This is a genomic window from Piscinibacter sp. XHJ-5 (genome assembly GCF_029855045.1).
Lineage (GTDB): Bacteria > Pseudomonadota > Gammaproteobacteria > Burkholderiales > Burkholderiaceae_C > Albitalea.
Genome location: NZ_CP123228.1, coordinates 2,340,027 through 2,359,598, shown reverse-complemented (window position 1 = coordinate 2,359,598; position 19,572 = coordinate 2,340,027). Strand labels below are relative to the sequence as shown.

Annotated in this window: 18 protein-coding genes; 7 read left to right on the top strand and 11 right to left on the bottom strand. The window is 70.2% G+C overall.

Annotation, left to right across the window (positions count from 1 at the left end; translation table 11 throughout):
- Positions 1–7: 7 nt before the first annotated feature.
- Together P7V53_RS11045 and P7V53_RS11040 are read right to left on the bottom strand one after the other, a co-directional pair.
- On the bottom strand, positions 8–1,039 hold the full coding sequence (locus P7V53_RS11045; protein WP_280155529.1) for a pirin family protein: 1,032 nt from the start codon (positions 1,037–1,039) through the stop codon (positions 8–10).
- Positions 1,040–1,108: 69 nt separating this feature from the next.
- Positions 1,109–2,080 carry a nitronate monooxygenase gene (locus P7V53_RS11040; protein WP_280155528.1) on the bottom strand — a complete coding sequence of 324 codons (972 nt, stop codon included), beginning with the start codon at positions 2,078–2,080 and terminating at the stop codon, positions 1,109–1,111.
- Positions 2,081–2,158: 78 nt separating this feature from the next.
- Between P7V53_RS11040 and P7V53_RS11035 the strand changes: the two genes are divergently transcribed.
- From P7V53_RS11035 to P7V53_RS11020, 4 genes are all read left to right on the top strand, one after another.
- Positions 2,159–3,190 carry a LysR substrate-binding domain-containing protein gene (locus tag P7V53_RS11035; protein ID WP_348273467.1) on the top strand — a complete coding sequence of 344 codons (1,032 nt, stop codon included), beginning with the start codon at positions 2,159–2,161 and terminating at the stop codon, positions 3,188–3,190.
- Complete coding sequence (locus P7V53_RS11030; protein WP_280155527.1) at positions 3,187–3,471, top strand: hypothetical protein; 285 nt, start codon at positions 3,187–3,189, stop codon at positions 3,469–3,471. The genes P7V53_RS11035 and P7V53_RS11030 overlap by 4 nt, the downstream gene beginning before the upstream one ends.
- 41 nt (positions 3,472–3,512) lie before the next feature.
- The gene (locus tag P7V53_RS11025) at positions 3,513–3,824 is read left to right on the top strand and encodes a polyhydroxyalkanoic acid system family protein (protein WP_280155526.1); all 312 of its coding nucleotides are present in this window, start codon (positions 3,513–3,515) and stop codon (positions 3,822–3,824) included.
- A gap of 169 nt (positions 3,825–3,993) precedes the next feature.
- Complete coding sequence (locus tag P7V53_RS11020; protein WP_280155525.1) at positions 3,994–5,247, top strand: cytochrome c peroxidase; 1,254 nt, start codon at positions 3,994–3,996, stop codon at positions 5,245–5,247.
- Positions 5,248–5,268: 21 nt separating this feature from the next.
- Here the strand turns inward: P7V53_RS11020 and P7V53_RS11015 are convergent, their stop codons facing one another.
- The 5 genes from P7V53_RS11015 to P7V53_RS10995 all read right to left on the bottom strand — a co-directional run bounded on the left by P7V53_RS11015 (position 5,269) and on the right by P7V53_RS10995 (position 7,923).
- Entirely contained in the window at positions 5,269–5,412 is a 144-nt protein-coding gene (locus tag P7V53_RS11015; protein ID WP_280156486.1) for a universal stress protein, read from the bottom strand.
- Between the two features lie 13 nt (positions 5,413–5,425).
- Positions 5,426–5,887 carry a GNAT family N-acetyltransferase gene (locus tag P7V53_RS11010; RefSeq protein ID WP_280155524.1) on the bottom strand — a complete coding sequence of 154 codons (462 nt, stop codon included), beginning with the start codon at positions 5,885–5,887 and terminating at the stop codon, positions 5,426–5,428.
- Positions 5,888–5,920: 33 nt separating this feature from the next.
- Positions 5,921–6,313 (bottom strand): SgcJ/EcaC family oxidoreductase, encoded by a 393-nt coding sequence (locus P7V53_RS11005; protein WP_280155523.1) that lies wholly within the window; start codon positions 6,311–6,313, stop codon positions 5,921–5,923.
- A gap of 451 nt (positions 6,314–6,764) precedes the next feature.
- Positions 6,765–7,652 (bottom strand): alpha/beta fold hydrolase, encoded by an 888-nt coding sequence (locus P7V53_RS11000; protein WP_280155522.1) that lies wholly within the window; start codon positions 7,650–7,652, stop codon positions 6,765–6,767.
- Between the two features lie 43 nt (positions 7,653–7,695).
- Positions 7,696–7,923, bottom strand: coding sequence for a hypothetical protein (locus P7V53_RS10995; RefSeq protein WP_280155521.1), 228 nt, complete (start codon positions 7,921–7,923; stop codon positions 7,696–7,698).
- A gap of 193 nt (positions 7,924–8,116) precedes the next feature.
- Here P7V53_RS10995 and P7V53_RS10990 point away from each other — a divergent pair, with 193 nt between their 5' ends.
- The gene (locus P7V53_RS10990) at positions 8,117–8,728 is read left to right on the top strand and encodes a GNAT family N-acetyltransferase (RefSeq protein ID WP_280155520.1); all 612 of its coding nucleotides are present in this window, start codon (positions 8,117–8,119) and stop codon (positions 8,726–8,728) included.
- A gap of 102 nt (positions 8,729–8,830) precedes the next feature.
- Positions 8,831–11,476 (top strand): winged helix-turn-helix domain-containing protein, encoded by a 2,646-nt coding sequence (locus P7V53_RS10985; RefSeq protein ID WP_280155519.1) that lies wholly within the window; start codon positions 8,831–8,833, stop codon positions 11,474–11,476.
- 6 nt (positions 11,477–11,482) lie between these two features.
- On the opposite strand, the gene P7V53_RS10980 is transcribed toward P7V53_RS10985, so the two are convergent.
- The 3 genes from P7V53_RS10980 to P7V53_RS10970 are packed head-to-tail and all read right to left on the bottom strand — an operon-like array spanning position 11,483 to position 17,094.
- Positions 11,483–15,169 carry a GMC oxidoreductase gene (locus P7V53_RS10980; RefSeq protein ID WP_280155518.1) on the bottom strand — a complete coding sequence of 1,229 codons (3,687 nt, stop codon included), beginning with the start codon at positions 15,167–15,169 and terminating at the stop codon, positions 11,483–11,485.
- A complete protein-coding gene (locus tag P7V53_RS10975) occupies positions 15,166–16,650 on the bottom strand; it encodes a metallophosphoesterase (protein WP_280155517.1) in 1,485 nt (494 codons plus the stop codon). Before P7V53_RS10975 ends, P7V53_RS10980 begins: the two co-directional genes overlap by 4 nt.
- A 51-nt stretch (positions 16,651–16,701) precedes the next feature.
- Complete coding sequence (locus tag P7V53_RS10970; RefSeq protein ID WP_280155516.1) at positions 16,702–17,094, bottom strand: nuclear transport factor 2 family protein; 393 nt, start codon at positions 17,092–17,094, stop codon at positions 16,702–16,704.
- 131 nt (positions 17,095–17,225) lie between these two features.
- On the opposite strand from P7V53_RS10970, the gene P7V53_RS10965 reads away from it, so the two are divergent.
- The gene (locus P7V53_RS10965; RefSeq protein ID WP_280155515.1) at positions 17,226–18,056 is read left to right on the top strand and encodes a class I SAM-dependent methyltransferase; all 831 of its coding nucleotides are present in this window, start codon (positions 17,226–17,228) and stop codon (positions 18,054–18,056) included.
- Positions 18,057–18,089: 33 nt separating this feature from the next.
- Here the strand turns inward: P7V53_RS10965 and P7V53_RS10960 are convergent, their stop codons facing one another.
- Entirely contained in the window at positions 18,090–19,436 is a 1,347-nt protein-coding gene (locus P7V53_RS10960) for a cupin-like domain-containing protein (protein WP_280155514.1), read from the bottom strand.
- Positions 19,437–19,572 lie beyond the last annotated feature (136 nt).

Sequence of the window (19,572 nt, the reverse complement as noted above, 5' to 3'; positions counted from 1 at the left end):
GAGGTGCTCAGTCGGCCGGCACTTCTTCCCGCCCGTCCGGGTACTTCGCGAAGCGTGTGGGCTCCCGTCCGTGCACCGGCCCTGCGTCGCCGAACTTCCAGCCGCCGAACCGGGTGCGTTGGTAATCCTGGAGAGCCTGTGCGATCTCCTGCTGCGTGTTCATCACGAACGGCCCGTAGTGCGCGACCGGCTCGCCGATGGGCCGACCCTGCAGAAGCAGGAACTCGCACACCGTCCGGCCGGCCGCCAGCGTGGTGTCCGCGTCGGCCCGCAGCGTGATGGCCACCGGCCCATGCACCTGTCGGCCGCTCACGGTGGCAGCGTCGCCCTTGAAGAAGTAAAGCGTTCGGCGGGTTCCCTGCCCCGTCGCCGCGGGCAGTGTCCAGGTCGCCCCGGGTTCCATGCGCAGCGTCCAGATGGCGACGTCCGCCTCTGGCAGCGCGGCCCAGGAATCGGGCGGTGGCGGCGGAGCGACGGAGCCATCGAGGCGCCCGGCGACGATCGCGATGCTCGTCTTGCGCCCTTCGGGATCGTGCACCACCGGGCGCGGGATCTGCGCGTTCCACAGCATGGTGAAGTGCGGCTCGGTCATCTTGGCCCGGGCGGGCAGGTTCAGCCAGATCTGGAACAGCTCCAGCGGGTTGTCTTCGTCGGCCTTGAGCAGCGGGAACATCTCCGCGTGCACGATGCCCCGCCCTGCCGTCACCCACTGCACATCCCCGCCGCCGAAACGTGCCGTCGCGCCCAGCGAGTCGCTGTGATCGATGAGGCCCCGGCGCACGATCGTCACCGTTTCGAAGCCGCGGTGCGGGTGCGCGGGAAAGCCCGGCACGGTGCGGCCGTGGTACATGCTCCAGCCGTCCTTGCGACTGAAATCCTGGCCCATGTCGCGGCCCGCCAGCGAGGCCACCGGCCCCATCTCGCGGTTGCCGCGCGGATACGCATCGTCGTGGTAGGCGCAGAACAGGAACGGATCTTCGGTTTCCCAGGGAAACCCGAGCGGCTTGACCGCGAGGACGGGAGTGCTTGGCAACGACATGGCAGTTCCTTGAAGGAAGCCCATTGTGGCCTTGCGGCCGCTGCTTCCAGTGCAGGAAACGCCAACCCCCTATTCGCTCGACGCGCGATGCCGTCCGAGCAAGGCTTCGGCCTCGGCGGCGATGCGCTGCACCACGGTTGCAGCCGACGAAACGTTGCTCACCAGCCCCGATGCCTCGCCTGCGATGACCGCAGCGACATCGAAGTCGCCGGCCTCGCGCGCGGACGCGTAGGCAGCGGCCACCTCGTCGACATGCTGAAGGAGCTCGACCTCGCGGCCCAGCCAGCGTTGCGCATGGGCATTGCGGATGCACCGGCCCGTGAACGGAGCCGGCCATACGTTGCGCCGCGAGATGTCGAAGACGATGCTGCGCGCCGTGTCGTCGCCGGTGGCTGCGCAGATGCGCTCCTTGGCGAGGCGCGCGCCGGCAGCCTCCTCCGTCGCATAGAACCGGGTGCCGACGAGGACGCCGCAGGCTCCGAGCATCAAGGCCGCGGCCAGGCCTCTGCCGTCGGCGATTCCGCCTGCCGCGACCACCGGCGTGCCGCCGCCGGTGGCGTCGACGACCTCGGGCACCAGCGTGACAAGGCCGCGTGATCCGCCATGTCCTCCCGCCTCCGTCCCCTGGGCGACGAGCACGTCGGCCCCGGCCGCCAGCGCCTCCTTCGCCGAAGCCAGTGAATGGACCTGACAGATGGCGATCGCTCCAGCGCGCTTGATGCGGTCGATGAACGGGCTCGCGTCACCGAATGACAGCAGAATCGCTGCCGGCCGCCGTTCGAGCGCAAGGTCGAGAAGGTGCGGCTGCTTCGCCAGGCTCCACGTGATGAAGCCCACGCCGAAGCGCTGGCCGGAGCTTGCCAGGACATCGAGCTGCCTCGCCAGCCACTGCCGCTCGCCGTAGCCGCCGCCGAGGATGCCCAGCCCTCCGGCCGCGCTGACCGCCGCGGTGAGACTCGCGTCGGCAACCAGGTCCATCGGCGCCAGAAGGATCGGGTGCTCGATGGCGAACAACCTGGTGAGAGAAGTGGTGAGTGACATGATCCATCTCCGGCGCAGCGCCGGCCGCGGCGATTCGGTGCGTGAAAAGTAGCCGCCTTGACAGATCAATGCCAATGAATGATCGTGATCGAGCCGTTCGTTCCGGGAGATGGCGCGATGGACATCCGAATGCTCGATCTGCAGGCGCTGCGGATCTTCAAGGCCGTGGTCGACGAAGGCAGCGTGACGCGCGCGGCGATGCAGTTGCACTACGTCCAATCGAACGTCACGACGCGGCTGCGCCAGCTCGAAGCCGACTTGGACGTCGCGCTGTTCCATCGCATCGGAGGCAAGCTCGTCATCACGCCTGCCGGGCGGACGCTGAATGCCTACGCCGAACGACTTCTCAGGCTTGCGCAGGAGGCAAGGCGCTCGGTCGCGGCCGACGGAGTGCCGCGTGGACCGTTGGCCATCGGGTCGATGGAGACGACGGCGGCCGCCCGATTGCCCGGATTGCTGGCTGCTTTCAGCGCGCGTCATCCTGAAGTGGAGCTCAGCCTGGAAACCGGGCCGACAGCACACCTGCTGAAGCGTGTCCTGGAATGCGAACTCGACGCTGCACTCGCCGCCGGCCCGGTCAAGCATCCCGCGCTGGACAGCGAACTCGTGTTCGACGAGGAACTGGTGCTCATCACGCGCCGCGACCATGTTGCGGTGCGCGCCCAGCACGAAGTCGCCGACGCAATGATCCTCGTGTTTCGCAGCGGCTGCAGCTACCGCAGGCGGTTGGAGACGTGGCTCGAAGCCGGCGGCGTCGTGCCCAGGCGTGCACTGGAGTTTGGAACATTCGAAGGCATCGTCGGATGTGTCGCCGCAGGCATGGGAATCTCGCTGATGCCGCGCGTGCTGATCGAGCAGCGCGGACTTCGCGACTCTGTCGGCGTTCATCCCCTCCCGGCACGTTTTGCACGAGTGCCGACCATGCTGGTCTGGCGCAAGGACGCCGAACGCAATGCCGCCCGCGAAGCGTTCTTTGCGGTCATGAAGACTGCGGCGGGCGCACTCGGGACGCCAGCCGATGCGTCGACCGAAGACCGCAGGCGCACGTCGCATCCGGCGTCGCCACCGACAAGGCAGCGAAGCACGCCGCGTGTGGACTCGCGTGTGTGACCGCCGTGGCCACTGTGCTCGACAAGGAACTCAAGCGGCAAGTCACCGTCGATGGCGTGGACTACACCGTTGCCGTCAACCCCGAAGGCTTTCGGTTGACGGGCAAGGGCAAGAGAACGCCGGAAGTCGAGCTGCGCTGGCGTGATCTGCTGAGCGGCGAAGCCGCCATGGCCGTCGCCCTGAACGCTTCGCTGGCGAAAAAGCAGGCCGCCGCCAGGCCACCGACCGAAGAGCCACCCGACAAGACGAGCAGGCGTGTGCCGAAGAAGCGGGCGCGCTGACAGTGCTTGCGCGACGCCCGGGTTCGCGGCACGCTTGCCGCATGGCGACCCCCATCACCGTCAGCATCCCGCACCAGCTCGGCCGCGCCGAGGCGCGCCGCCGCATCGAGGCAGGCTTCGGCAAGATCATCCACCAGTTGCCCGGCAGCGGGGGCTCGTGCAGCGAGCGCTGGGACGGCGACCGGCTGACCTTCGGCATCGCCGCCATGGGTCAGACCGTCGCCGGCGTTGTCACCGTGCTCGACGCCGCCGTGACGATGGAGATCGAGCTGCCCGGTGTGCTCGGCATGATCGCGAGCGGCCTCAAGGATCGGCTCCAGAAGGCGGGACAGCTGCTGCTGACGAAGAAGTAGCGCCGGTTCTGCCGCCGCCGGCCGTGGCTCCACGAATGGCTCTTCATGGCCGCCGCAATGGCCCGTCCGGCCGATGGCACGGGCAGCGCGAGAAGCGAGCATCGAGGCCATGCGATCGCTCGCCCCCCATGGTCGACGCGCACCCTCCTTGCCACGCCACGGACACGCCATGCCCTTCGTCATTCGCGCCCACTGGACCGCCCTCGCCGCTGCCACCACCCTGACGCTCGCCGCCTGCGGTGGCGGCGGCAGCGAGACCCCCGCCGACACGTCGAACGCGACAGCTGCCGAACGCACCGCCCAGGCGCTCGACGGCCAGGCGGCCGAGCACGACGCCCTGCTGGAAATGGGCCTGCCGGCACTGATCGCCCGGCGAAAGCCGGAGCTCGCGTCCCACGATGTCGCGCAGGGCCGCCGTCTCTTCGAGCGCGAAACGTTCGGCGGCAATGGACGCACCTGCCTCACCTGCCACTCCCGCGACACCGGCACCACCTCGCCGACGGACGCACAGCGCCGCTTCGCGGCCGATCCGGCCGACCCGCTCTTCCTTGCCGACGGCAGCGACGACGGACAAGGACACGGCGCCACGCGCATGCAGAAGGATGCGACGGTGCTGGTGCGCGTCGCGCTGCCCGAGAACGTGAGCCTTGCCCACGATCCGGCGGCGCGCAGCGTCGTGTTGCGCCGTGGCATTCCGTCGACCCTGAACACGCCCGCGCTCGACGACGTGCTGATGCTCGACGGCCGGCAACCCGACCTGCTCGCTCAGGCCCGGGGTGCCATCGCCGACCATGCACAGGCTGCACGCGCGCCGCGCTCCGACGAGCTGGCGCAGATCGCCGCATTCCAGCAGACGCCCGGATTCTTCAGCTCGCCGGCGATGATGAAGCTCGCCTACCTCGGCGTGACGGCCGAGCTGCCGCCGGGCCGCAGCGATTCCGAGAAGCGCGGGCGCCGCTTCTTCATCGATGCGCCGCCGCAGGGCGATTTCAAGACCGGCCTGTGCTCCGGCTGCCACAGCGGCCCCATGCTCAACCAGACGAACGAGTTCATTCCCGCCCCGCCGTTCCGCCGTGGGGGCCGCTTCCAGTCGGTCGGCGTGTCGGAAATCAATGCCGCGGGCAACCCGGTGATCGACTTCCTGTTCCGCAACCCCGATGGCACCACCACGTCGGTGTCCAGCCCGGACCCCGGACGCGCGCTGATCACCGGCAACGCCAAGGACGTCGAGAGCCTGAACGCTTTCAAGATCCCGTCGCTGTGGGGCGTGGCGCGCACGGCGCCCTACTTCCACGACAACTCGGCCAAGACGCTCGAAGACGTGGCGCGCCACTACGCCCTGCTCTTCTCCTTGATCTCGCCGATCGTGCTGACGCCCGAGGATCAGGCCGACATGGTCGCGTACATGAAGCTGCTGCGTTGAAGCAGCACCGGTGCCGGCTGGTCAGCGCACCAGCAGCAGCGGCGCCTTGCAGCGCGCCAGCACGCCGCTGGCCACCGATCCGAGCACGACATGGCCGAGCGCCGTGTGGCCGTGCGTGCCCATCACGATCAGATCGGGCGACTCGGCTTCGGCAAAGGCCGCGATGGCTCGAAGCCGCTCAATCGAGCAGGACCTTGATCAGCTGGAGGGCCGGGTTGCGTGGATTCCACAGTTCGGGGAAGACTTCCAGCGGGGTGAAACCCTTCGCCTCGTAGAACTTGCGGGTCTCGGCGTACGCCAGGCTGGCAGACGTGGCGGCCACCGTCTTCACCTGGAGGAACCTGGCGCCTTGGTCCCGCGCGAACCGCTCGGCGTGCGCCAGGAGCACCGATCCGATGCCCGAGTTCCGGTGCTCGGACGCGACGGCGATGCAGTGGATCTCCCAGGACTCGGGAAAGTGGCGGGTCAGCGTCACGAAGCCTTGCAGGCGATGGTCGAGCTCGACGGCGAGGGTCGGCCTGGACGCACTGTCGGCCACATACATGAGCAGCGCATGCTCGATGCCGAACCAGCGCGGCAGTGAACGAAGGATGGCCTCGATTTCCTGTTCGCGATGCAGCGCGGGACCGACGATGTTCATGGATCGCTCGCCACGACCGACGGCCACGGCGCGTCACCCTGGCGGCGGCAGCATGTTGGCGTCGCGCACCACGACCCATGCGCCGCCGGGCTGCTTGCGCAGGATGGACAGGGCGCTGCCGGTGCGGGTGGCGGCGCTCCCTCCTGCCTGCGGCACGATGCGCACCGTGAGGTCGGTCCAGCAGTACGCCAGGTCTTCCGACACCTCGACCTCCTGCACCTCGCCTGTCGATTCGATGCGATGCGTGGCGAGGAGCTTGCGCAGCCCGCTTTCGAACGCACCGCGGCCCCGCATCGGCGGCCGGCCCGTCCCGAGAAAGACGACGTCGTCGGACATCAGCCCCAGCACCGTCTCGACGTCGCCGGCAGCCGTCGCACTGTGCCAGCGCGCCACCAGATCACGAATCGCATGTTCATCGGGAGTCATCTGGATCTCCTCCGAGGCTTCAATGCGTGCCGGACATGGGAAGGTGCATTCTGTACGTCGCCGGCCATCTCGCCAAGATGCCTCGCCCTCACACCCGCCCCGGGGTCGAGACGGTCCGCCTCCCTCTGCCGCCCGGGCGCAAAGAGGGTCCGGGTCAGGGGCGCCGCTGCCGCGCACGCTTCTCGTGTCGTGAGTTGGAAATACGTGGCGTTTCGACGGGCCCAAACGGGGATGAGCGCAAGGCGCGGAGTCGGGTCCATACCCGGGGGTTATGGACCCGACTCTGCAACGCGGCGATCGCCCCGTTTCGGCCCGCCTTCGGTTCGACCAGATGGCGCCCTCGGTCGCCTGCGCGAAGGGGCCAATACGTCCAGTATTGGCCCCTTCGCGCAGCCGCCCGATCATCACCATCTGGTCGAATCGAAACGCCACGTATTTCCAACTCACGACACTAGGGCGCGACCTCCTGCAGATGGCGTCCGAAGAACCCGGTCACGCGTGCCGCGTAGGCCGCCGGATCGCTTGCGTACGAGCCGAGGTGGCGTGTGCCGGCGGTGATCCACAGGTCCGCGCCCGCGGCGCCGGCCAGGGCGCTGGCGTCCTCGGCCGGGATGAAGCGGTCGCCTCCGCTGTGGATCACCAGCATCGGCCGACCGCGCAGTGAGCGCGCCGCCTCGAGCGGGCAGACCTCCTCGAGGCGCACTCCCGTGACGAGCCGTCCCACGGCGAGCGCCCCGGGCAGGAAGCAGCGCGGCAGGCGGCTGAGCTTGCGGTACTGGCGCTCGATCATCAGTCCGAAATCGGTGAAGGCGCTGTCGGCCACCAGCGCCATGATGTCCGGCTCGTCGGCTGCCGCGAGCAGCGACGTCGCCGCGCCCATCGATGCGCCGAGCACGCCGATGCGGCCATGCCCGTTCGCGCGCAGCCAGTCCACCGCGCCCAGCACGTCGTGACGCTCGCGGGCGCCGTACGTGAGGCGCGCGCCGCTGCTGGTGCCGTGACCGCGCAGGTCGATCATCAGCACCGACAGGCCCGCTGCGACCAGCTGGCGGGCCAGGGCCGTCGTCGGCGACTTCAGCTCGTCGCCGCGGCAGGTGTCCTTGCCGTGCACGAAGATGACGGCGCCCGCGTGCGGCTCGGACTCGAAATACCACGCGTCGATGCGGGCCCGGCCGTCACGCGCCGGGAAGCTGACGGCCTGCACGGCGGGTGCCTCTCGCAAGGAGAGCTGAGGATGCTGGCGCCGCGTGCGCGTGAACCGATGCGCGACCAGTCCGCAGATGCCGAGATAGGCGGTCGCCGCGAACGCGGCGGCCAGCGCAAGCGAGATGGCGATCATGAAGCGCTCCTCAGGTCGACGGACGGATTGAATGGGCGCCGTGTCAGGCCGGCTCGGCAGCGGACATGGCCGTCGAGGCCGGCGTTGTCAGCCCGACCGCGATGCCGCCCAGCAGCGACACGCTGATCACGAAGGCGGCCATCGCGGCCCACGGCTTCGCGCGGGACGGCGCCAGCCGCGGCGGCTGCGGGATCGGCGATGCGGCGGTGTACTCGTCGCCCGGCATCGGCATGAGAGCGGACGTGGTGGTCATGGTGGTGAGGCTGGTCATGGCGGGCTCCTGGGCGGGGCGGACCGGGAATCGATCCGTTGGCCTCACTTTCGGCGGCGGCCGCCAAAAGGTCCTCAAGCCGCGCTCAAACGTTTTCAAACCGCGCCGCCTCGTTCCAGAACGTTTGATAGCGCTTCGAGGACGCCGGGCGGAAGCGCGCCGAACACTGGCTCATCCCGCTTCGGAGTGCGCCATGAGCCTGGTCCCGCCATTCGCCCGCACCGTCACCCTGCGCCCGGTCCGCAGCGCCGATGCGCCGTCGCTGCAGGCCTACGTCGAGTCGCTGAGCGCTGCGTCGCGGCGCCTGCGCTTTCATGGAGCGATCAACGCCTGTGCGCCCGGCCTGCTGCGCCGGCTGACCGAAGCCGACGGGACGCGGCACGTCGCCTTCGTCGCGCTCGCCACGGCGCCCGCCGACGCCGCGCACATCGTCGGCGAGGCGCGCTATGTCGTGGCCGACGGCGGGGACCGGGCCGAGTTCGCGATCTCGGTGGCCGACTCGGTTCGCGGACACGGTGTCGCCGAGGCGCTGATGCAGCAGCTGTTCGCCGCGGCGCGTGACGCCGGCATTGCATGCCTGTACGGCGACGTGCTCGCCGACAACGGCCGCATGGCCGCCTTCCTGCGGCGGCTCGGATTCGAGCTGGCGTGGCAAGTGGACGCCGGCGCCGGCATCGAGCGCTGGGAGCGCGCCACCGATGCCGGGCGCGGCCGCGCGCGTCACGGCCTGGGTCGGTGGCTGCGCGGCTGGTCGCTGCGCACGGCGATGCCCCCTCTCCCGCCCGGCGCCAGAGGGCTGGGGTGAGGGGGTGGGCGACAGTCCTCACCCTCACCCTCTCCCGCCCGGCGGGAGAGGCAGAGCACCCGGCTGCCGGCGGCACGGGCCCAAGGCGCCAGGCGCCCGCCGATGGCAAGGGTTATGCTGGCACGCAGCTCCCGGGCGCGCCGCTCGCGCGCCGGATTCCAGGATCCGCTCGCCGTGCCCGCCACCTCCCCGCCGACATTCGCCGCCTCGCACCCGCTGTCCGGATCGCTGCGCTTCGGGCGCTGCGAGCTGCAGCCGCGCGAGCGCCGGCTGCTGGTCGACGGCAAGCCCGCCCCCCTGGGCGCGCGGGCCTTCGACGTGCTGGTGGCGCTCGCGGAACGCTCGGACCGGCTCGTCAGCAAGCACGAATTGCTCGACCTGGTCTGGCCCGGCCTCGTCGTCGAGGAGAACAACCTGGCCACGCAGGTGAGCAGCCTGCGCAAGGTGCTGGGCGGGGACATCATCGCGACCATCCCCGGGCACGGCTACCGGTTCACGGCGGCATTCGAGCCCGACCCCGCGCGCGAAGCCTCACGGCCGCGCGCAGCCCAACGGCCGGAAGCGCCCTCGCCGGCAGACGCGTCGAGCAACCTGCCGGCGGTGCTTTCTGCACTGATCGGTCGCGAAGCCGACCTGGCCGCCGTGCGACAGCTGGTCAGCGAGCATCGCCTGGTCACGCTCGCCGGCGCCGGCGGAATCGGCAAGACGCGGCTGGCGGAAGCGGCGGCGCACTCGATGCGCAGCGCCTTCGCGGACGGCGTCTGGATGGTCGAGCTCGCGGCGATCGCCGATCCGGCCCTCGTGCCGACTGCCGTGGCGCAGACGCTGCGCATCAGCCTGCCGGGCGAGGCCTCGCCGCTCGATGAGCTGGTCGCCAGGATCCGGTCGGAAGCGATGCTGCTCGTGCTCGACAACTGCGAGCACCTCGTGGGTGCCGTCAGCGCGCTGGTCGATGCGCTGCTGCGCCAGGCGCCCCGCCTGCACATCCTCGCGACCAGCCAGCAGCTGCTGCGGGTCGGCGGCGAGCGGGTGATGCGCGTGGGCACGCTGGCGGTGCCCGAAGACGCCGGCCTCGACCGCGCCTCGCAGCACGGGGCGGTGGCGTTGTTCGTCGAACGGGTCGCGGCACTGCAGCCCGGCTTCGCGCTGACGGATCGGAACGTGGCGGCGGTGATCGACATCTGCCGCTGCCTCGACGGCGTCGCACTCGCGCTCGAACTGGCCGCCGCACGCGTGCCGCTGCTCGGCGTGCAAGGCGTGCGCGATCGGCTCGGCGAGCGCCTGCGCATGCTGACCGGCGGGTCGCGCGTCTCGATGCCACGCCACCAGACGCTGCGCGCAGCGCTCGACTGGGGGCATGCCTTGCTGAGCCGGGATGAGCAGGCCGTGTTTCGGCGCCTGGGCGTCTTCGCGGGCGGCTTCGGGCTGGAGCTCGCCCAGCAGGTCGCGAGCGACGAGGCGATCGACGCCTGGGCGGTGCTCGATCACCTCGGCACGCTGGTCGACAAGTCGATGGTCGTCACCGAGCCGGGCGAGGTGCCGCGCTACCGGCTGCTCGAGACCGCAAGGGCCTATGCACTCGAGCGCCTGGCGGAGGCCGGCGAGGAGGCCGCCCTGCGCAAGCGGCACGCGCAGTGCATCCAGGGCGAGATCCACCGGCACCTGCGAAACCGGCCGCGCGACGAGTACACGCGGCTGTGCCTGCCGGAGCTCGACAACCTGCGCGCCGCGGTCGAGTGGGCCAGCGGCGCCGGCGGCGACACCGGGCTGGCGCTCGCGCTGGTCAACGACGCCGCGGTGCTGATGTACCAGGTGGGCCTGTACCCCGAGTGCATGCGCTGGATGCTCGCCCTGGAGTCGCGGGTCGACGATGCCACCCCTGCGCTGACGGCCGCGCGATTCCGCTTCGGGCTGGCCCTCGTCACCTTGCACGGGGGCGTCACCGCGGCACGGCGCGAGCAGCTGCTCGAATCCGCGCGGGCCGGCTTCGCGAGCGCCGGCAAGCCGCACGAGCAGGTCCTGACGCTGCTGCTGAAGGTGCACGCCGATTGCATCCGCGGCGATTTCACGGCAGCGCAAGAGGCGATCGACCAGGCGCAAGGCCTGTGCGGCGACGACGGTCCGGTGGTGCTGCGCGCGCACATCGGCTACGCGCAAGGCTTCGTCCATCGCAACAGCGACCGGCGCGCCGAGGCGCTGCAGGCCTTCACCCAGGCGCTGCCGCTGGCCCGGGCCGCCGGCGACGCGCGCAACTGCTTCAACGTGCTCAACAACCTCGGCGCGGTGCAGTTCGAGATGGGGAACGTCGACGAAGCCGTCGGGCATCACCGCTCGCTGGTCGAGCAAGGCCGGCGCGCGCACTTCGACAGCGAGATGATGGCGCTCTCGCTGGGATGGCTGTCGTGCTTCCTCGCCGCGCAAGGCTCGCTGGAGGAGGCGCGGCAGATCGCGCGCGAGGCGGTGCCCTACATGCGGCGCGCCATCGGCGTGCGGCACTTCTGCATGTGCTTCGCGATGTTGGCGGCGCGCCAGGGACGCGACGCGGACGCGGCGCGCTTGCGCGGTGCCGACGAAGCGGCACGCGCGCGGCGCTCGGCAGCGCGCACCCTGGTCGACCTGCGCACGCTCGAGGCGACGCTGTCGCAAATCGAGGCCGATCATCCACAGTCGCAGGTCGCCGCCTGGCACGCCGAGGGCGCGCTGCTCGACGACGACGCCATCGTCGCCCTGGCGCTGGGGGCCTCGTGACAGGCCTCAGTTGAACCGGTCGAGCTGCTCGCGCAGGTACGGATAGACGTCCCGGGCCGCATCGCGGCCGACGAAGACGTCGAAGTGCGCATAGCCGGGAAGCAGGCGCAGCTGGTACAGGCCGGGGTCGTTGCGGGCGCGCAGCCAGGCCAGCGTGCGGGCGGCCGTCTCCGGATAGAAGAGCTGGTTGGCACTGCCGGCCAGGAAGCTGATGGGCAATGCGAGGTTGCGAGCCTTGTCGGGCTGCAGGTAGGTGTCGTTGCCGGCGCTGTCGACGACGTGACCCTTGCGCATGATCAGCGCGAGCTGCTCGAAGGGCTTGATCGACACGGGGCCGAACATCTCGCGCATCGCCGTGTGGGTCCAGTGGTTGAGCCGGGCGTGCGCATACGACGGGCCGTAGATCGAGAAGACGCGATGGCACACCGGGTTCTTGCACTGCTCGCCGTCGGGCACCGGAACCTTCCATGTCGCGACATCGATCTCGGCATCCAGCTCGCTCGTTCCCGGCACCAGCGGGAACACGCCCTTCAGCGGGCTCATGCGATCCAGCAGGGCCACCAGGCCCATGTCGGCCTTCAGATCGTTGATCCAGTCGGTCACAGGATGCAGGGTGAGCTGCGAGCTGATCACCGACCGCACGCCCTGCAGCCCGTCGAGCAGCGACATCAGCAGACTCATCGAGCTGATGCAGTGCGCGATGACCTGCACGCTGCCGGCACCGGTGTGCTGCAGCACCGTGTGCACCGCGGCCGGCCAGTCGATGCGGGCGATGTCGTCGATGGTGTACGGCGCGAGCGGGCTTCCGGAGTCCGGGCTGGCGCGGTACGCCAGCAGCCACACGTCGTACTCCGCCGCCGTGAGGAACTCGACGAGGTTCTCGTCCACCGTGTCGATCGCATAAGACGACGCCCGGATCGAGAAGCCGGGCGCCAGCACGACCGGCCCTCGCGCGCCGCCGCGGTAGCGGGTGAGCCGGATGTGAAAGCCATCGGGCAGCGGCACGTCGACGACCTCCGGCGCGGGAGCGCGCAGCGCGCGCCGCGGACGCGCTGCGTCGTCCTGCGCGGGAAAGTCCTTCAGGTCCGCGAGCATGCCGCCGTAGGCGCGGAACAGCACCATGCCGAAGAAGCCGGCGAACTTCGCCAGGTACACCTCCTGGACGGCCTGCTGCGCCCGCGGCACATGGGCCAGCAGCTCGGCAAGCGCGCCCTTGCCGGCGCCGACGCGAATCGATGCGCCTTGCCACAGCAGGTCTTCGAGACCGAGCGTGAGGATGCCGCGCGCCACCGGCGCGCCGCTCGCGTCGCCGTCGCGAAGGGTGACGTACAGCGTCGTCACGTCGTTCCACCAATGCGAGCCGTCCTGCTGGTGCAGCACCTTGAAGCCGCTGAAGTGCAGCGGACCGGCGCCCTCGCGCTCGAGCTGCATCTCGTAGGTCATGGTCCAGGTCTCGACACGCTGCGCGTCGACCGGCAGCAGGTGGAAGACGCCGCCGGCCACCTTCATCGGGCTCGCCGAAAGGGCCGCACAGGTGACCGTGCCGGTGATCTGCGCCGGATGCGCGGGGTCGGACACCAGCCGGTCGAGATCGTCGGTGGCGATGGTCAGGTCGAAGCGCAGTGCCGTGCCTTCGGCGCGGCCCCACGCGGCGGCGAGCTCGTACGGGCTGGAGATGCGCTCGCCCGGCGGCGCGGTGTCCTCCACGGCCCGAAGGCTCACATGGCCGTGCATGCCCTCGGTGAACTGGAAGGTCGGCGCGAGCGCGTCGGGGTGCTTCTCGATGATCGCCGAGAGGATGTCCTTGGCGATGTCGATGGCGCCGTCCTCGAGGTGCTTCAGCAGCGAACGCCCCAGGCCCGCCAGGTCGCCCGCGAGCCCCTCGTCGTCCGCAACAGGCACCGCGGCCGCGACAGCGAAACCGGGCGGCAGCGGCTGCGCCGGCGCCATCGCGTCGGCGATGGTCCAGCCGTGCTCGTCGGCGATGAGCCGGCACGCACGCTCGGCCACCGCGGAAATGGTCAGCAACGGGTTGACACCCACCGGGCCGGGCATGACCGCGCCGTCGCAGACGTAGAGCCCCCGGTGCACCTCGCGCCCCTGCACGGACGCGAACACCTGGCAGCGGTGGTTCACGACGCCTGCCTCGGCGCTGTCGCCCATGCCGCAGCCGCCCACCGGGTGCACGGTGACCAGCTTGCGGCCCAGCGGCTCGCTCCACAGCGGATTGGCGATGAACTGCCCCTGTATCGCCTCGGCGGCCTTGGCGAGAAGGGCGTTGTCGCGCGCGATCACCGGACTGGCGCCGGCATCCGGCCACACGATGCGCAGCCGGTCATCGCGCAGTTCGAGCGCGCCGCCGGCGTCGTCGACGCTCATCACCAGATACGTCTGCGTGCGGCCGACGGGCCCGCTGTAGCTCATCGCGGCCATGCTGCCGGGGCTGTTCTGCAGGGCCTCGCCCGTGGCCTGCGCATCGAGCAGGCGCGACTTGGCCTGCGCGGCGCCGTAGCTGAAGAAGTCGCCGGCCTGCGCGTTCGCGAAGAACAACGCCGGCGGCATCGCGGCGGCCAGCGCGCCCGGAATCACGCCCTCCTCGATCACCAAACCCTGCGTGACGTCGGCCGCGCCGCGCATGTCGATGACGCCGGTGATGCAGGGCCCGGGCAGATCGGCTGCGGGGACGTCGTTGGTGCCGACGCCCACCCCGTTCACGTTGCGCCAGGTGCCGGCATCGCTGCGCCAGCAGCTGTCGTAGCTGAACGCGAGCACGTCGCCATTGCCGGAAAAGCGCTGGCCGAGCCGGTCCGAAAGCGGCAGTCCGCGCGCCTTCGAGCGCAACAGGATCTCGGTCGAGCCGAGGCTGCCCGCGCCGAGCACGACGATGTCGGCGCCGACGACCGAGGCCGCGGCGGATCCGTCGCTCCCGTCATGCTCGATGTGGACACGCCAGCGTTCATCGTCGCGCTCGACGTGAGTGACCCGCGCCCGCGTGTAGATCTCGGCGCCATGGTTGCACGCGTCGGGCAGGTAGTTCATCAGCGTCGTGTTCTTGGCGGCGTGATTGCAGCCGCTGGTGCAGTCGCCGCACAGCGTGCATTTCTTCTGGCCGACGCCGAACGCATTGACCTGGTCCTCGAAGTTGACGGCAATGGGCGGCCGGTAGAACGGCTGCTTCATGGCGACGGCCGACTGCTGCAGCGCCTCCAGCTTGTTCAGCGGCGGGAAGTCGGCGGGATAGGCCCGCGCGTCGAGCATGCGCATCGCCTGCTCGCAGAACCCGTCGAGCAGGTCCGGATCGTTGCGGAACTCCGCCGGCCAGTGCTGCTGGCGGAACATGCGCTTGTCGATCTGCAGCGCCACGTTCGCGTTGATCAGCGAGGTGCCGCCCAGGCCGCAGCCGACCATGGCGAGCATGTCGTCGTTCAGGTGCAGGTTGAACAAGCCGACCGGGTTGCCCAGGCGCCCGCGTGCGGTGTCGACCTGCATCTCGGCCTGTGCACCCGACAGGTCCGCGGGGTACTCGCCCGGACGGATCTCGCGGCCGCGCTCGAGCACGCAGACCGACTGGCCGGCACGGGCCAGTCGCGAGGCGGCCACGCCCGCGCCGTAGCCCGAGCCGACGACGACCACCGTGTAGTGCGCCTTCATCTCGTCCAGCGGACGAGACAGGCGCCTGTTCGAGTTGCTCATCGATGGTCTCCTGCGCGCGCGGAGCCGTTCTTCGAGCGGTCGAAGAACTCGGCCAGCAGGCATTCGGCCCGCAGCGCAACGTCGCGCCGCGCGCAGTCGGAGAACGCCGCCCACCGATCGGCCGAGCTGTCCAGCGCGGCCTGCACCCGCCCGAGCAAGACGTTGTCGCGGTCTCGAAACCCACCGGCGCCGCGCACGTGCACCGGAGCCATCACGCCGTTGGCCGGATCGTTGAACAGCCTCTGCGCGGCGATGTTGAGATCGGCATCGATGAAGATCGCCGAGGCGCCCTGCGTCGGTGCCATCGTGGGCTGGTCCATCACCCACCCGCCGGTGTTGTAGACGCTCACCGGCAGGGACCAGGGCGCGACGACCAGCTCGTCCTGGAAGGGCTTGTGGGTGTGGCCGAAGACGAACGACAGCTCCCTGACCGCATCGAAGACGCCCTCGTCGCGCAGCTGACGGCACACCGGGCCGCCGACGTACCAGCGCAGGTCGGCCGTCGCGCCGTCCGACATCACGCTGAGGTAGCTGTTGCGCTCCGATTCGGCGCCGCGTCCGAACGATGCGTCGACCAGGCCGCGCACGAGGTTGTCGACCGTGATGCCGTTCGTCACCTGCGTGCCGCCGGGAACCCCCAGGCCGCTGGAGAGCATGGACAGCGCCCGGCGGCTGAGCTGCTCGCAGAACCGGTGCGACGCGCCGGCGTCGCGCATGATCTGGTAGAGCGTCGTCACATCGTGGCCGGTCCTGCCCGCGCTGCCCAGATCGGACCAGAGGAAGTCGACCCACGCGCCGTTCTGCCGCTCGACCCCGGCCACGCTCTTGGGCCGCGCCGCGCGGCCCGACACATCGGCATCGAGCGACGACATCGCCAGGTACATCGCGTCCGTGTAGTGGCCGTGGTGCAGCACGATGCAGCGCCCGTTCGCCTCGTTGAACAACCCGAAGTTCGGGTAGGCGATGGCCACTCGCGCATTCGCCAGGTGGGGGTAGCTGCGCATCACGGCGGTGAGCAGCCGCGACGCGGCCCCTGGCGTGCCGAACAGCGCAGTGTTCTCGATCAGCTCGGGGGTTGCATCGCCTGCAGGCGGCAATCGGCCGAGCGCATCGAGCAGCTGCTCGTCCTGCGCCGCGCGCCACAAGTGGTGATCGTGATTGCCCGGCACGCACACCAGCTGGTCGGAGAACAGGGGCGGCCGGTCGGCCGGGAACAGGGTCTCGACGAAGCGGCGGTACGCCCTGACCACGTCGCCCGTCGGCGACAGCCCCATGTCGAGCACGTCACCGAGCAGGACCAGCGTCGGCGGCGCGCCGTCCGTGAGCGACGACATCTGCTGCGCGAGTGCGCGCCCGAGGGCGTCCAGGCTCGGGCTCGTCTTCGACAGGTCGAGTGCGCCGCCGTCGGTCACACCCGTGAGGATGCTGTAGGCAGCGCCCAGATGCAGATCGGACAGACACACATGGGTCAGCACCGCCATGCCACCCTCCCCCCCGTGGATGGAATCGATGTTACCGAAGCTGCTCGATGACTACACGGACGTCGCGGCAGGCAGAGCAGGCCGGTTCTTGCGGTACGAGTTCTTCACGACGATCCTGTCGCCGCGAAAGGTGAACAGGTCGCACCCGTTCACCTCGACCCGAGCACCGTCCGCTCGTGTTCCGCTGAATGTCCATTCGGAGACGCCCCGGTCGCCGCACACGAAGTGACGTGCATGGTCCCACCTCGCGTCGGGGTAGGTGGCCCACACCGCCTCGAAGGCCGACCTCACGTCGACCCTGCCCGTCCACGACGTCCCGCACGCCTGCGGTCCCGCGGAGGCTTCGAAGACGCAGTCGTCGGTCATGAATGACATCAGGGCCTCGATGTCGTGACGGTTCCACGCGTCGGCGAATGCCTGCAACAACTCCACGGTCATCGGCATGTTCCCTCCGGCTTGCCACACGACATTCGAGCCTGCGCTCCCAGGCCACGCGGATGAACGGTGCAAACCCGATGTCATCGGCGCCGGATGCTGGGCATCCTGCGTTGTGCCAACCATCGGAGGGACGAGCGATGAGTGACGGGCTGGACCTGCAGGCCCCGGGTGAAGCTTCGAGCGGCCTGCGCTCCCTCGGCCGCGCCGACCCGCGCGCCGACGCGGCTTGGCGGTCGATGGTCGCAGCTGCGAGCCAAGCGTATCGACGCACTGACGGACATGCCTCGCGCTTCGCGCGGTCCAAGCTCCGCCGCGACCGTGTGTTCCGACACGTGCTCGAGCAGGGCCTGATCGAGCCCGGGGCGACGGTCCTCGACATCGGTTGCGGGCAGGGATTGCTCGCGAGCCTCCTGCGTGCGGCCGGCGACGCAGCCCGGTCCGGGCGCTGGCCGGCCACGTGGGCCGCGCCGCCCGTCGGCGCGACGCTGATCGGCTTCGATGTCCGCTCGCGTGACATCGCGCGTGCCGCGTCGATGATGGATCCTGCGGCGACGTTCATCCTGGACGACATGCGGGGCGCCAGCTTTCCCGGCTGCGACGTGGCGGTCTTCTTCGACACGCTCCACTACATCGCGATCGATGAACAGGACGAGGTGCTCCGGCGGGTGCGCGGGGCCCTGCGCCCCGGTGGCGTGGTCCTGCTGCGGGTGGGCGATACGTCGGCCTCCCTTCGCTATCGCCTGGGCGTGGAGATCGACCGCGTCACGCGATGGCTGCTCGGCGGCGGCTACGCATCCCTGCATGGGCGCACGCTCCCGGCGTGGACGGCCAGCCTCTCGGGCCTCGGCTTCGACGTGCACTCGTGCCCGATGAACGGCCGCCCGCCGTTCGCCAACCGCCTGCTCGTGGCCCGCCTGCCGCATCCCGGACGTGCTCCCTCTCCGGCGAACGGGAGCGGGCCGGGGTGAGGGAGTTCGACGACCGCGCGCAGTGGCCGCGGCTCAGCCGAAAGGCATGATGCTGATCGACGAGCCGTCGGCGAAGTGGCACTGGATGGCGCGGCCGTCGCGCGCCAGGCCGGCCAAGCGCTCGCCGTAGTACGAGGCCCGCGAGCCGGCGAGATTCACCTGCACCTCGATGCCCGAGACGCCGGATCGGAATCGCAGCGCGCTGCCGTCGCCGAACTGGGCTTCCACGATGCCGCCGGCCGCGGCCACGGCGTTCAGCAGTTCCGCCTGCATGGCATCGGCCGTGCGGACCGGCGGCGGCGCGGGCGGCAACGGGACAGGCGCTGCCGGATCGGGATAGTCGAACTGGTTGGGCACCGCCAGGCACGAGTACGAGAAGGACAGGCTCACGTCGAGCGAAGCCACCTGATGCCACCACGCCAGCGGCAGGAACATCGTCTCGCCCGGCTCGACCACCACCTCGAGCACCGCCGCGTCCTGGAAGTCCGGGAAACGTGCCGGGTCGGGCCGTTCCAGGTCCACCTCGCTGAACACGTTGCGCAGGTTGTAGACCCGCGACCACTCCAGCGGCGAGACGAAGCGCCAGCGCTTGCGCCCCACGACCTGGGTGTGGAACAGCATCAGCGTGTCGTGGTGCAGCGGCGTCACGGTGCCGGCCGGGCCGAACCAGAACGACGAGCGCTCCATCAGCTGCGAGCGGTCGCACAGCGGCGGCAGGCTGCCGATGTCGGCCAGCAGCGGCGCGAACTCGGGACGGCGCAGCAGCTCGTTGTTGGCCGTCAGGTAGTAGTCGTTGGTCGGGCCGCCGCGCACGACCTGGTCGACGAAGGCGCCCAGGTTGACGCGGCGGGTCAGCTTGAGCTTGTTCTGCTCGTAGTTCGTGTCGGCGTTGCGCTCGGACTGGACGTCCACATCGAGGTGGCCGAAGCGCCGCTTGAGATCCTCCGGCGACCATGTCCGCATGGCGGGCCAGTCGCGCGTGTGTCCCGTGAGCACCACCGGCCGGCATCCGCGCACGTATCGCGCCGCGAACTCGTCGGCCGACAGGTCGGCGCGCTTCTCGACCCTGCGGTACTGCGGGTCGGACGCCCACAGGCGCTGCAGGTTCAGCGCCACCGCCTCCAGCTTTCGGTGGCGCTGCTGCACGGCCTGGGCGACCGCATAGGCGGGTTCGCTCTCGATCGCGGCGATGGCGCGCTCGGCGTCGGCGCGTGCATGGCCGGCGCCTTGAAGCGACTGCAGCATCGACTCGACCGTGCAGCCGCGCAGGCGCTGCTCGACGATCCAGCGCTGCCATGCGGCGTCGAGGGGGCGCGGCGAGGACGGCGCGTCGTTGCGCGGGCGGGGCGCGGGCGTGATGGGCTTGAAAGGAGATGACATGGCCGCGGTTCTCCCGGGTGGCTCGTCGGCGGCGGCGCGAAGCAGCTGAAATTGTGATCGTCCGCGACCGCGAAGGCCATCAGACCCCTCGCGGAGGACAAGATTTCCGGCTCACGCTGATGCCCGGCCAGGCGGG